The sequence below is a fragment of the Burkholderia mycopellens genome, from assembly GCF_964265025.1.
Taxonomy (GTDB): Bacteria; Pseudomonadota; Gammaproteobacteria; order Burkholderiales; family Burkholderiaceae; genus Burkholderia.
Map to the genome: position 1 here is coordinate 3,123,093 of NZ_OZ183803.1, position 12,494 is coordinate 3,135,586.

Consider the following 12,494-nt stretch of genomic DNA (forward strand, 5'->3'; position numbering starts at 1 on the left):
CGGTCGCGGTCAGCGCGCACGTGACACCTGCGCGCGGGTGCGCGGCTGCTTCACCGCATCACGTCAGGTTCATTCCCCCGTCGAGCATCACGATCTCGCCCGTCACGTAGTCGGACGCGACGAGCATCGCGACCGTCTGCGCGATGTCGTCCGGTGTGGCCGCGCGGCGCATCGGCGCGCGCTCGCGCCAGAGCTGCTGCGCGTCCGTCCAGTCGGCCGTAAGCGGCGTATCGACGAGCCCCGGCGCGACCGCATTGACGCGAATCGCCGGTGCAAGCGTGCGCGCGAGCAGCCGCGTCGTGTGATTCAGCGCGGCCTTCGCCGCCGCATATGGAATCGACGCGCCTTTCGGCCGTACGCCCGCATGCGAGCTGACGTTCACCACGCACCCGGCCCGCCCGTGCGACGCCGCCTCGCGCAGCGCGGCCTCCGCCTCGGCGACGAGCCGGAACGGTGCGATCACGTTGATCTCGTGCATCTCGCGCCACACGTCGGGAGTCGCCGCGGCGAGGTCGTCATGCGGAATCACGCGGCTGACGCCCGCGTTGTTGACGAGCACGTCGAGCCGCCCGTGCACGGCAACGGCTTCGCGGATCAGGCGCACGCGCTCGGCGTCGTCGGCGAGATCGGCCTGCACATAGGCCGCGCCGAGTTCCCGCGCCATCGCGCGCCCCACGTCGGCCGAGCGGCGCGAATGCAGGATGACCGCATGGCCGTCCGCCGCCAGTCGGCGCGCAACCGCCGCGCCGATCCCCGACGTCGAACCGGTGACGAGCGCGACCGGCCGATGCAGCCGCGACGCGCGCGGCTCGGCAACGGTTTCGGTCTCGGCTTCAGGTTCCGTTTCGGGAATCGGAACAGCGATCGGCGGAAGCGGCGCGTCCATATCGGGGAACCCTGTCAGTGGCGTTCCCGCATCATAATCGCGACGACGCCCCTGACGCGAACGTCGCGGCGGCGAAGCCGTAGCGGTCGGCCATCAGGCCGGCCGACAGCGCGCCGATCGCAGGGCCGAGCTCGCGCAGGCGCCCGGCCATCCGGCCCGGCTCGAATTGCCGGAGCACCCCGCCCAGCGTGAACGGTCGGTCGAGGCACTGACGGCGCTGTCGGGGATGACGTTCGCGAACACGTCGCGGCACCTGCGGATCCTGCGGCGCGCGCGCCCATGCCTGTTGGTGCCTGCCGCTACTGGCCCGCCAACGCCAGCGACGGCGCAAGCGCGCTGTTGGGATCCTGCCCGTTCCAGGTGCTGACCCATGCGTCGTTCGGCGCCGAACCCATCACGAACACGAGCGTGCCGCCCGCCTTCATCTCGTCGTACGTGATGTACGGCCGATGCAGCGGCGTGCCGTTCAGGCTGACCGACTGGACATAGCGATTCACCGATGACGGCGCGCCGCCGCCGGCCGTATGTGCGGTCACCTTGAAACGCCGCGTCGCGCCGAACTTCATGCCGTTTCCGCCCCCGCCGCCCGACGCAACCGGAATGTCGATCGTCGCTTCCTCGAACAGCGGCGTGCCGAGGTAGAACACGCCGCCCACCGGATTCAGCGAATAGATGCCAAGCGCCGACAGCACGTACCACGCGGACAGCTGCCCGCAATCGTCATTGCCGGGAATCGCCGAATAGCGCACGCGGCGCGGATCGGCCAGCGCGGCCTTCAGGCTGTCGCCGCTCAAGCGCGCGCGATCGCCGGCCGTCAGCGCGAGCGAATACATGTCGTCCATCACCGTGCGCACGCGGTCCTGCGTCTTCGACGGCATGCCCGCGACGTCGTACAGGTACGGCAGGTGGTTCGCCGGCTCGTTCCCCGCGAAGAACTGGCCGCTGCGGCCGGTCAGGTCCGGAAAACCCTGGTTGTCGAGGAAGGTCAGCGGGTTGGCCGGATCGAACGTGCGATCGAGCTGCGCGATGAACCGGCTCTTGCCGCCGAGCAGCGTCACGAGGCCGGGGAAGTCGTGGAAGATGTTCCACGTATCGACCCACGCATTCGATTCGGAGAAGTCCGTCTTCTCCGCGGCCGTCGGATCGAAGCCCGCCACCCAGTTGCCCTGCGAATCCTTCGGCTGCGAGAACGTCCAGCCGTTGTTCAGCACCGGGTTGAGCACGTTACGGTAGTTCTGGCTGCGTTGCAGGTAGGGCCGGTAGTCGGCCATGCGCTTGCCCGCCGCCTTGCCGACCGCGGCGGTCGCCCAGTCGTCGAACGCGTAATCCTGCGTCGTCGACACCGATGCGTTGTCGCCCGCGTACACGTAGCCGCTCCGGCGATACTGGTCGAAGCCGTGCGCGCTCGCGCTCTGCGTGGTCGTCAACGCGGTCCAGATGTCGTCGATGCCCGCGCTCGTCAGGTGCTTCAGGTACGCATCCGCGATCAGCGGGATCGACGGGTGGCCGGCCATCGTGAAGGTTTCCGTCTGCGCGAGCGGCCACACCGGCAGCTCGCCCTTGCCGTTCTGCTTGAACTGCGTGAGCAGCGACTTCACCCAGCCGTCGACGCGTTCGGGCTGCACCAGCGTCATCAACGGCGACTCGGCGCGGAAGGTGTCCCACAGCGAGAACGTCGACGCGTAGTCGAAGCCCGGATTCGCATGCTTGCTCGTGGTCGGCGGCGACGTCGTGCCGTCGTTGGTCGAATCGGTGCCGACGTAGCTGCCGTCCGCGTTGTTGTAGACGGTCGGCGCGAGCATCGTGCGATACAGCGACGTGTAGAACATCGTCCGCTGGTCGGCGCTGCCGCCCTTGATCCGGATCCGGTCGAGCGCGGCGCTCCACACGCGCTCGGCCGCATCGCGCACCTGGTCGAACGACTTCGCGCCGACTTCCGATGCGAGATTGGCCTGTGCATCCGCGATGCTCGACGGCGAGATGCCGACCTTCACCGTGACCGCGCCGCCGCTGTCGTTGCCGTCGGCGAACGTCAGGTAGGCCTTGAAGCCGTCGGCGCTGAACGCGACGTTCCGCGTATCGAACGGCTTCGAGAAACGCGCGACGAAATACGTCGGCTTGTTGTTCGCCCAGTTGTTCGTGATCTCCCACCCGGCGATCGTCTGCGCGTCGACGACCTGGATCTTGCCGCTCGCGGTCGAGCCGCCGATCGGGTTGTCGATGCTGACGATCATGCTGCGCTTCTGCGCGACCGCGCTCGGGAAATACGTGTAGCGATGCACGCCTGCGTGCGCGGTGGCCGTCATCTCCGCGACGATCTTCGCGCCCTGCACGTGCCACGGCGTATTGCCGCTGCCGACCGGCGCCATCTTCACGCGGTAGTAGCCGGGGCTCGCGGTTTCGTCGTCGTGGCTGAACGACGCGTTATAGGTGATCGACGCATCGGCGGCGACCTTGGCCAGCGTCGCTGCATCGACCGGCGCAAGCGTCGGCAGGAACCGCACTTCGCCGCCCGAGCCGATACCGGTACCCGACAGGTGCGTATGCGTGAAGCCGGTGATGAACGGATCGTCGTACTGGTAGCCCGACGTGCGATCCCAATTCCACGGCAGCGTGTGTGCGCCGCCGGCCGTATCCGGCCCGAGCTGCACCATCCCGAACGGCACGGTCGCGCCCGGATACACGTGGCCGTGGCCTCGCACGCCGCTGCTCCAGTCCGCGTTGATGTCGAGATTGGCGGTACCGATCATCGGGTCGACGCTGTGCAGCACTGACCGCTTGGCTGCACCACCGTTCCCGTTCTGATCGCCCTGGTCGTTCTGGTTGCCTTGATCGTTCTGGTTGCCCTGCGCGGTCGACATCTGCGCGAGCACGCTCGCATCCGTCGGAGACTGATCGCCCCCGCACCCCGACAGCACGGCAAGGCACCCGATGCCCACCACATGACGTAGCTTCATCCGTTCGTCCCTCCCTCTCTCTGCGTCGATCCCGTTGGCCAGAACCGCTCGTTGATCTTCCCGACCGTTACGGCGCGCTGGGCGCCCGCGGGAACGACGGCATCGCGGATGCGTCAGTGCCCCAGGTCGTGGCGCTCGCATTGGACGTCATCGCGTACGACAGCTGCCCGCCCTTCGCGATCTGCTCGAACGGCAGCCATGCGGCCGAGTACGAGGCGCCGTTCAGTTTCAGCGACTTCACGTAGAACGACGCGCTGTCGCCCGAGCCTGCCCCCGGCGCGACGATGTGCAGCAAGCGATAGCTGCCGTCCTTCTGCCCGACGCGCACCGTGATCTTCTCGAACTGCGGGCTGGACAGCGCGACGCCGCTCACGCCCGGCACGACCGGATAGAGACCGAGCGCGGCCCACACGTACCAGCCCGAGATCGCGCCGAGATCGTCGTTGCCCGGCAGCCCGGCCGCGCCGGTGCCGAACTCGTTCGCGAGCGACGCATGCAGCACGCGCTGCGTATGCGACGGCGCACCGGCCCATGCGTAGACCCACGGCACGGCCATCGTCACTTCGTTGCCGACGTAGAAATACGGCTGCACGGTGCCGATGTTCAGGTGCGTGAAGAACGTATCGAGCCGCTTGACGACCGCTGCCGCGCCACCGGCCTGCGCGACCACGCCGGCGAGATCGTGCGGCACGTACCACGTGTACTGCTCGGAATTGCCTTCCATGAAGCCCGTGCCGTCGGTGACCCACGCGCCGGCCGACGTCTTCGGCCGGATCGCGCCCTGATCGAACAGGTTTTGCCAGTTGCCGCTCGATTTCAGCAGCGTGCCGGCCGTCGCCGTATCTCCGAGCGCCGTCGCGAAGCGCGAGACCGCGAAGTCGCGCACAGCGTATTCGAGCGTGTTCGAGGCGGTCTGGTTGTCGCCCGAGCCTGACGACGGCACGTAGCCGAGCCGGTCGTAGTCCGCGCGGCTGCCCATCACCGGCGTGCCGGCGCACGCGGCGCCCGGCGCCGTGCTGCTCTTCATGATCGACAGCGCGGCCTGCGTGTCGAAGTTCGTCGCGCCGAACGCATGCGCGTTCGCGACGATGATCGAGCCCGCGTCGCCCGGCATCACGGCCGTCTCGGTGTTGAAGTACGCCCAGCGCGGGAACGCGCCGCACGCCTTCGCATCGAGCACGAGCGACTGCACGATGTCGCTGGTCCGCACTGGGTCGAGCAGCGCCTGCAACTGGATGAACGAACGGTCGATGTCCCAGCCGGAGAAGTTCGCGTACATCGTGCGGCCTTTCTCCACCTGACGCGTCGGCGCGGTCGATGCGCCGTTCGACGCATAGAAGTCCGGATACTGGCCGTTCACGTCGTTGAACACGTTCGGGTGCAGCGACGCGTGATACAGCGCGGTGTAGAACTTCGTCTTGTCGGCGTCGCTGCCGCCCTTGACCTGGATCGCGTTCAGGCGCGCGTTCCATGCGGCGCTCGCCGCGCTGCGCACCTTGTCGAAACGCCAGTTCCGGTTGCCTTGCGCATCCGTCTCCGGATTCTCCGCGCGCAGGTTCGCCTTCGCATTCGCTTCGCTGACGAACGAGATGCCGAGCTTCATCATCACGTCGGGATGCCTGCGGTCGACATTGAACGTGACGGTCACCGGGCTGTTGCCCGACAGCGCCGGCTTCGCCGCGAACGGCTGGCTGAATTCCGCATAGTAGTAGACGGGCACCGCGTGCCCGGCCCAGCAGAATCCGCCGCCCGCGATCGTGCCCGACAGCGCGCGGTCGCCGACCTGGCTGATCGTGTCGCTCGTCGTGCCTTGCGCGCGATTGTTCAGCACGGTCGGATCGATCGCGATCGTCGCCTGCTGGCCCTGCGCGAGCGCCGGATACGTGAAGCGCGCAAAACCGGTGCGCACTGTCGTCGTCAGCTCGGCCTTGATGCCGTTGCCGAGCGTGACGCCGTAGTAGCCGGCCTGCGCGGTTTCATTCGCGTGAGTGAAGCTGGCCGGTGTGCCGGCATCGCCAGGCGCGAGCTGCGGCATCACGTTCAGGTAGCCGCCGTTCGCCCAGCAGCCGGTGCCGCTCAGGTGAAGGATGCTGAACGCGTTGATCGACGTGTCGCCGTACCAGTAGCCGCCGGAGAAGCCGGAGCCGTCGCCCTTGCTGCTGTCGTATTGGGCGGTCGGTGTCATCGGGCTCCATTGCATCATCCCGAACGGCACTGTTGGCCCCGGGAACGTGCCGCCACCCAGGCCCGAGCCGACCGGGTCGGCCGGCTGGTCGGTCGCGTAGTCGGTGCCGATCAGCGGATTGACGTACTGCACGACGCGGAGGTCGGCATTTTTCCTTGCCGCTTCGTTGCCGTTGCTGTTTTCGTTGCGGTTGCCGCCGTCGCCGTTTTCATTGCCCTGCGACTGCGCGGACGCCGACTGGTTTGCAGCAACCGCCGACGGCGAATCGCCATCGCCGCCGCATGAAGCCAGGACAACGCACAGCGCCAGCAGCGCCGCTCCCCACCTCCGGTTCCTCGACATCGCCTGTCTCCGTATCGTTCTTGAATCAGGATATTGATTCGAATTACTGATCTTTGAATCAGGATGTTTTTGATGAATTCCGCTTGCCCGGCCGATCGGTCGAAAATCCCGGGTGCGTGTATTTATTTCCGTATTCGCACACCTGAAAAAGGATGCGCCGGCATGTCGAAATACCAGCGCCCAGGAACGGACAATGGGCACAAGCGTGCCCAAATAGACGTGTTTTCTCTACCCCGTATTTTTACGAATTTTTATTTCGTTTATCTAAACAAGAGGTGATTGATTCAGTTTTTATGCGAAATGGCGTATTGAATGCACGATTGGCGATCAAGGCCGCTTCGGCAGATCGACATAGTCTTCGAGTTCGCCCGCGACATGGAGCCGCTTGCCGACTCGCGGGTATTCGCAGACGTCGTGTTCGAGCCGCTGCCCGCCGACGAGCAGCTCCAGCGGCGTATCGCCGGTGTTCTGCACCGTATGCGCTTCACCGCCGCGCGGAAAGCCCAGAAAATCGCCGGGCCCGATTGCGTCGGTGCGCTCGCCGATCGTGACCGCGCCGGTGCCGGACAGCACGTACACGAACTCCTCTTCGTACAGGTGACGGTGATACTCGGCCGATTCGTGTCCGGGCATCAGCGTGAGCAGGTGAACACCGAATTGCGTCAGGCCGGTCAGGTCGCTGAGTTGTCGCTTGAGGCGAACGGCATTGGGATTCAGCGAATGCACCGCGCGCACCGGTTCCATCTTCGCGATATCGGCGGCCTTCAGCAGTTCCCGGGGAAAGGGAGTCGACATGGGGTTCTCGCAAGCGTGAATGCTTCGGTTGAACGCTGCGCCGGCATGGCGCGCGCAGCGGCCATTGTCCGTTATTTTCACGCTTGCAGAGGCATTGCGAGCCCCGCCACCGCGCGCGGCTAACGCGCGCAATCCGCCAGTTAGCCAGCACCGACGCGCCTTGCGCGAGGGGCACCGGATCGGCATCTTCCGCTTCGTCGCGGCTCAAGCCGGCCTTGCACGGCACGAACATCATCGCGGCAGGCGCGCATCGGCGTCGAACGCATGACCGTGCGCGACGATCGCGGCGATCTCGACGATCATCTGGAGAGCGGCGAAGCGGAGATCGAGGCGCCGGCGGAAGCCGCGTTCGCGTTCTCGATGCACGCGTTTCCCGACTCGGTGCGCTGACGATGCGGCCTATCCGGCGCATACGCGAAACGCGCCGCGCGTGACGGAGTGAACCTCCGCGCGCGCCGCCGCGTTGTCGCCGCTCAGCGCACGTGCACGCCGCGCAACGCCGTCAGCAATGCCACGAGACGATCGATATGCGCGTCTTCGGTACGCCACGACGACACGCTGATCCGGAACGCCGGCCGCCCTTGCCACACCGTCGCGCCGAACCACACGTCGCCCGATGCCTGCGCAGCCTTGAGGATCGCAGCCGTTTCATCGTCGGTGCCGGCGCGCACCAGCACCTGGTTCAGCACGACGCGGTTCAGCACGTCGTAGCCGGCGGCGCGCAGCCCGTCCGCGACCCGCGCCGCCTGCGCGCAGTGCCGCTCGACCATCGTGGCCACGCCGGCGCGGCCGAGCGAACGCAGTGCGGCCCACACGGGGATGCCGCGCGCGCGTCGCGAGAATTCGAGGTTCAGGTTCTTCTGCGCGTCCTGCGCGCCGCTCAGGTAGACGGCGTCGCTGTTCATCGCGGTCGCAAGCGCGGCCGCGTCGCGGCAGATCACCATCGCGCCGTCGTACGGCGTGTTGAGCCACTTGTGGCCGTCGGTGGTCCAGCTGTCCGCGCCGTCGATGCCGTCCGTCAGCGCACGCTTCGACGATGCACGCGCCCACAGGCCGAACGCGCCGTCGACGTGCACCCATGCGCCGGCCGCCTTCGCGGGCGGAATCAGCGCCGCGAACGGATCGAACTCGCCGGTGTTCACTTCGCCGGCCTGTACGCAGAGGATCGTCATGTCGTCGAGCGGCGGCATGTGCGCCGGGTCGATGCGGCCATGCGTGTCGACCGGCGCGACGACGAGGCGCTTCATCCCGAAACCGAGCACGCGCAGCGCCTTCTTCACCGTGATGTGCGCGAGTTCGGAGATCACGACCTTCACCTCGGGCGCGCCGATCAGGCCGTCCTCGTCGACGTTCCAGCCCTTGCGCGCGAGCAGCGCGCGCCGCGCGGCCACCAGCGCGACGAGCGTGCAGGCCGTCGCGCTGGTGCCGAAGCCGACCGCGCTCCCCTCGGGCAACCCGAGCACGTCGACCACCCAGCGCGCGGCCTGGCGCTCGATCGTCGCGGCCACCGGTGAATTCGCATACGACGACGCGCACTGGTCCCACGCGAGCATCAAGCGCTCGGCCGCCGCCGCGGCCGGCAGCGCGGCGCCGATCACGAAGCCGAAGTAGTTCGGTCCGTTCGACGCGACGGTCGCCGGCGTGCCGCGCTCGTCGAGCAGACGCAGGACGTCGTCGGCCGCGCGGCCCGTATCGGGCAGCGGCTCGTCGAACGCCGCAAGGCCGGCCAATGCGGCCGCGTCGGGAAACGCGCGCCGCTCGTTCGTCGCGGCCAGATACGCGTGCGCGCGCCGGTCGGCGTCGGCCAGCAATGCAAGTTCGTCCATGTCGGTTGCCTTCGTGGGAGTCAGAGTTGCAAAAGATCGCGGCCGAGCTGCTGCAGCGCGCCGTCGATCCGCTTGTAGTACGTGAACTTGCCGGCGCGGGTCGCCTGCACGAGCCCGGCATCCGCGAGGATGCGCATGTGGCGCGTGGTCGTGGCCGGCGCGATGCCGAGCTTCTCGGTGATGTACGTGCAGCACACGCCGAGCTCGTCGAAATCGCCGTGCGGCTGCGGCGGGAAATGCTTGTGTGGCTGCTTGAGCCAGCGCATCACGGCCAGGCGGCTTTCGTTGGCCAGTGCGCTGATACGGGTGACGTCGTCCATGGGTTCGGTTTCATTTAACGTTTCGAATATTAGCTAAATGACGAAATGTGTGCAATCGCGGGAACGCCGGTTTCAACTGGCGGTATCGCGCCCCCGGATCGTCACGCCGGCCTTCGATACGATCGTGGCGAGACACGCGCCGCAACGCTCGGCGGACCGCATGAACCTGCCCGTTACCCCTCGCCCAGCGCCTGCGCCAACCTGTCGATCAGCGCACGCACGCGCCGCGGTTGCACGGCGTTGCCCGGATAGACGATCTGCAAATCGACGTCGCCCGGCGAGAACGCGCGCAGGACTTCGACGAGCGCGCCGGACGCCAGATCCTGCTCGACGTCGACCAGCGACTTCAGCGCGACGCCATGCCCCGCGACGCACCATGCGCGCACGAGCGCGCCATCATTGGCCACGCGCCGGCCGCGCACCGTCACGCGCCGGGGTTCGCCTTCGATGCTGAACGGCCATTCGGCATACAGGTCCGGCCCGAAGCGCATCACGATGCAGTCGTGCGCGGCGAGTTCGTCCGGATGCTGCGGCGTGCCGTGCGCCGCGAGATACGCGGGCGACGCGCACACCACGCGCCGCGCCCGGCCGAGCGAACGGATGCGCAGCGAACTGTCGGCGAGTGTGCCGCGCCGAATCGCGAAATCGAGCCCCTGCCCGACGACATCGACGTAACCGTCGCCGAGATGCAGGTCGACCGTGACGCCCGGATGCTCGGCGAGAAACGCGTCGACGACGGGCACCACGCGCTCGCGCCCGAGATCGGCCGGCGCGCTCAGGCGCACGGGCCCCGACAGCGACTGCACACCGAGCCGCACGCGGCTTTCGAGTTCATCGGCCTCCGCCAGCAGGCGCCGCGCGCCGTCGACGAGCATGCGGCCTTCGTCGGTCAGGCTGATCGCGCGTGTCGTGCGCGTAAGCAACGCCGCGCCGTAGTGGCGCTCGAGCGCGGTCAGCCGCTCGGACACGGTGGCCGGCGACAGCCCGAACTCTCGGCCCGCCACGGCCAGCCCGCCTTTCTCCACGATGCGCAGGAACAGCGCGAGATTATCGAGCAGCATTATTCGCCTCTTCCGAACGATATTTTCGAAGTCTGCCCAATTATCCGAAATATCCGCAAGCGATACAGTGTGGCGACACCTGGCCACGCGGCCGCCGCTCGACACTTCGATCACCCCAAGGAAACCCGCCATGGAATACCGCACCCTCGGCCGCTCCGGCCTCAAGGTTCCCGTCCTGAGCTTCGGCGCCGGCACGTTCGGCGGCACCGGCCCGCTGTTCAGCGCATGGGGCAACACGGGTGTCGACGAAGCGCGCCGCCTGATCGACATCTGCCTCGAGGCCGGCGTGAACCTGTTCGACACGGCCGACGTGTATTCGGACGGCGAATCCGAGCGCGTGCTCGGCGCCGCGATCCAGGGACGCCGCGACCAGGTGCTGATCTCGACGAAGACGGGCCTGCCGACCGGCGCCGGCCCGAACGACGCGGGCACGTCGCGCGCGCGGCTGGTGCGCGCCGTCGACCACGCGCTGCGCCGCCTCGGCACCGACTACATCGACCTGCTGCAACTCCACGCGTTCGACGCGGGCACGCCGGTCGAGGAAGTGATGTCGACGCTCGACGATCTCGTGCGCGCGGGCAAGCTGCGCTACATCGGCGTGTCGAACTTCGCGGGGTGGCAGATCATGAAGTCGCTGGCAGTGGCGGATCAGCACGGCTGGTCGCGTTACGTGGCGAACCAGGTCTACTACTCGCTCGTCGGCCGCGACTACGAGTGGGACCTGATGCCGCTCGGCGCCGACCAGGGGCTCGGCGCGCTCGTCTGGAGCCCGCTCGGCTGGGGCCGGCTCACCGGCAAGATCCGGCGCAATACGCCACTGCCCGAAGGCAGCCGCCTGCATGAAACGGCCAGCTTCGGGCCGCCGGTCGACGACGCGCGCCTATACGACGTGGTCGATGCGCTCGACGCGATCGCCGAGGAAACCGGCAAGACCGTGCCGCAGATCGCGCTGAACTGGCTGCTGCAGCGCCCGACCGTGTCGTCGGTGATCATCGGCGCGCGCAACGAGGAACAGCTGCGGCAGAACCTCGGCGCGGCCGGCTGGGCACTGACCGATGCGCAGGTCGCGAAACTCGACGCGGCGAGCGCGGTGGAAGCACCGTATCCGTACTTCCCGTATCGCCGCCAGCAGGCGTTCGCGCAACTCAATCCGCCGCTGCGCGGGTAAGCGCCGACGGCCGGCGAAGGTGGCCGTGTCGCCTTAGGCCGGCTGACGGTCAGCCAACCTCACAAGAATCACGCGCATCGTGGCACCAAGAAAAGTCGTCGTCATGGGCCTACCCATGGGGCCGCGAACTTCCTATCGTAGAGACCTGCGACGCGCCTGCCGGATCGGCGGTGCGCGCACTTCTCCTCGACAGGTCCGCCAGCATGAACGCCAACGACACCGGACTGACCGTACGCGCGGTCACGGAAGACGACTACGACCAGTGGCTGCCGCTATGGGACGGCTATAACCGTTTCTACGGCCGCTTCGACGATACCGCGCTGCCGCTGCGCATCACGCAGCTCACGTGGTCGCGCTTCTTCGACGTCTACGAACCCGTGCATGCGCTCGTCGCCGAACGCGCCGGCCGGCTCGTCGGGCTCGTGCATTTCCTGTATCACCGCAGCACGACGCTCGCCGGGCCGACCTGTTACCTGCAGGACCTGTTCACGCTCGACAGCGAGCGCGGCAAGGGCGTCGGCCGCGCGCTGATCGAAGCCGTGTACGACACCGCGCGTGCGCATCGCGCCGAACGCGTGTACTGGCAGACGCACGAAACGAATCACACGGCGATGCGGCTCTACGACACCATCGCGGAAAAGCCGGGAGCCGTGCTCTACCGGAAAGAGTTGTCGCGTTGAGCTGAACGGCGACGCGCGGGCAAGTGCCATCTCGTGGATTGCCCGGCCCGATTGAAGGCCATGATCGCTTCCGGAACAGCCGCTTCGGCAAACCTTGTCACCCCGGGGATCCACGATCCTCCTTTCGGTCGATTTTTGTGTCCCCCGGCGCCCCGCTCAACCCGCCGCCCGCGCCTCGATCCACAAAAACAGCGGCACGCGTGAGCAGGAGCATCGCGCAGCCGGTTTCCGTTTCCGGCGGCGACGTTCTACAGTGACATAAAACAATCCGCGC

General features: G+C 67.4%; 10 protein-coding genes and 1 pseudogene. 4 read left to right on the top strand and 7 right to left on the bottom strand.

Going from position 1 to position 12,494, the window contains the following annotated elements; translation table 11 throughout:
* Positions 1 to 58 precede the first annotated feature (58 nt).
* A complete protein-coding gene (locus ACPTTC_RS32230) occupies positions 59 to 886 on the bottom strand; it encodes an SDR family NAD(P)-dependent oxidoreductase (RefSeq protein WP_423395418.1) in 828 nt (275 codons plus the stop codon).
* Between the two features lie 124 nt (positions 887 to 1,010).
* On the opposite strand from ACPTTC_RS32230, the pseudogene ACPTTC_RS32235 reads away from it, so the two are divergent.
* Positions 1,011 to 1,163: pseudogene (locus ACPTTC_RS32235) on the top strand (ArsR family transcriptional regulator); the annotation flags it as partial.
* A 22-nt stretch (positions 1,164 to 1,185) separates the two neighbouring features.
* Here ACPTTC_RS32235 and ACPTTC_RS32240 read toward each other — a convergent pair.
* The 3 genes from ACPTTC_RS32240 to ACPTTC_RS32250 all read right to left on the bottom strand — a co-directional run bounded on the left by ACPTTC_RS32240 (position 1,186) and on the right by ACPTTC_RS32250 (position 7,165).
* Positions 1,186 to 3,843, bottom strand: coding sequence for a GH92 family glycosyl hydrolase (locus tag ACPTTC_RS32240; RefSeq protein WP_423395419.1), 2,658 nt, complete (start codon positions 3,841 to 3,843; stop codon positions 1,186 to 1,188).
* Between the two features lie 67 nt (positions 3,844 to 3,910).
* Entirely contained in the window at positions 3,911 to 6,370 is a 2,460-nt protein-coding gene (locus ACPTTC_RS32245) for a GH92 family glycosyl hydrolase (RefSeq protein ID WP_423395420.1), read from the bottom strand.
* A 327-nt stretch (positions 6,371 to 6,697) separates the two neighbouring features.
* Entirely contained in the window at positions 6,698 to 7,165 is a 468-nt protein-coding gene (locus ACPTTC_RS32250) for a cupin domain-containing protein (RefSeq protein WP_175965417.1), read from the bottom strand.
* Positions 7,166 to 7,429: 264 nt separating this feature from the next.
* On the opposite strand from ACPTTC_RS32250, the gene ACPTTC_RS32255 reads away from it, so the two are divergent.
* On the top strand, positions 7,430 to 7,555 hold the full coding sequence (locus ACPTTC_RS32255) for a hypothetical protein (protein WP_423395421.1): 126 nt from the start codon (positions 7,430 to 7,432) through the stop codon (positions 7,553 to 7,555).
* An 83-nt stretch (positions 7,556 to 7,638) separates the two neighbouring features.
* On the opposite strand, the gene ACPTTC_RS32260 is transcribed toward ACPTTC_RS32255, so the two are convergent.
* The 3 genes from ACPTTC_RS32260 to ACPTTC_RS32270 all read right to left on the bottom strand — a co-directional run bounded on the left by ACPTTC_RS32260 (position 7,639) and on the right by ACPTTC_RS32270 (position 10,372).
* Entirely contained in the window at positions 7,639 to 8,991 is a 1,353-nt protein-coding gene (locus tag ACPTTC_RS32260) for a pyridoxal phosphate-dependent decarboxylase family protein (RefSeq protein WP_423395422.1), read from the bottom strand.
* A gap of 20 nt (positions 8,992 to 9,011) precedes the next feature.
* Positions 9,012 to 9,311, bottom strand: coding sequence for an ArsR/SmtB family transcription factor (locus tag ACPTTC_RS32265; protein WP_226198896.1), 300 nt, complete (start codon positions 9,309 to 9,311; stop codon positions 9,012 to 9,014).
* A gap of 173 nt (positions 9,312 to 9,484) precedes the next feature.
* Positions 9,485 to 10,372: a LysR family transcriptional regulator gene (locus ACPTTC_RS32270; protein WP_423395423.1), complete on the bottom strand. Its 888-nt coding sequence runs from the start codon at positions 10,370 to 10,372 to the stop codon at positions 9,485 to 9,487.
* A 130-nt stretch (positions 10,373 to 10,502) separates the two neighbouring features.
* On the opposite strand from ACPTTC_RS32270, the gene ACPTTC_RS32275 reads away from it, so the two are divergent.
* Together ACPTTC_RS32275 and ACPTTC_RS32280 are read left to right on the top strand one after the other, a co-directional pair.
* Positions 10,503 to 11,540 (top strand): aldo/keto reductase, encoded by a 1,038-nt coding sequence (locus tag ACPTTC_RS32275; RefSeq protein WP_423395424.1) that lies wholly within the window; start codon positions 10,503 to 10,505, stop codon positions 11,538 to 11,540.
* Between the two features lie 203 nt (positions 11,541 to 11,743).
* On the top strand, positions 11,744 to 12,220 hold the full coding sequence (locus tag ACPTTC_RS32280; RefSeq protein WP_423395425.1) for a GNAT family N-acetyltransferase: 477 nt from the start codon (positions 11,744 to 11,746) through the stop codon (positions 12,218 to 12,220).
* The last annotated feature ends 274 nt before the right edge of the window (positions 12,221 to 12,494 follow it).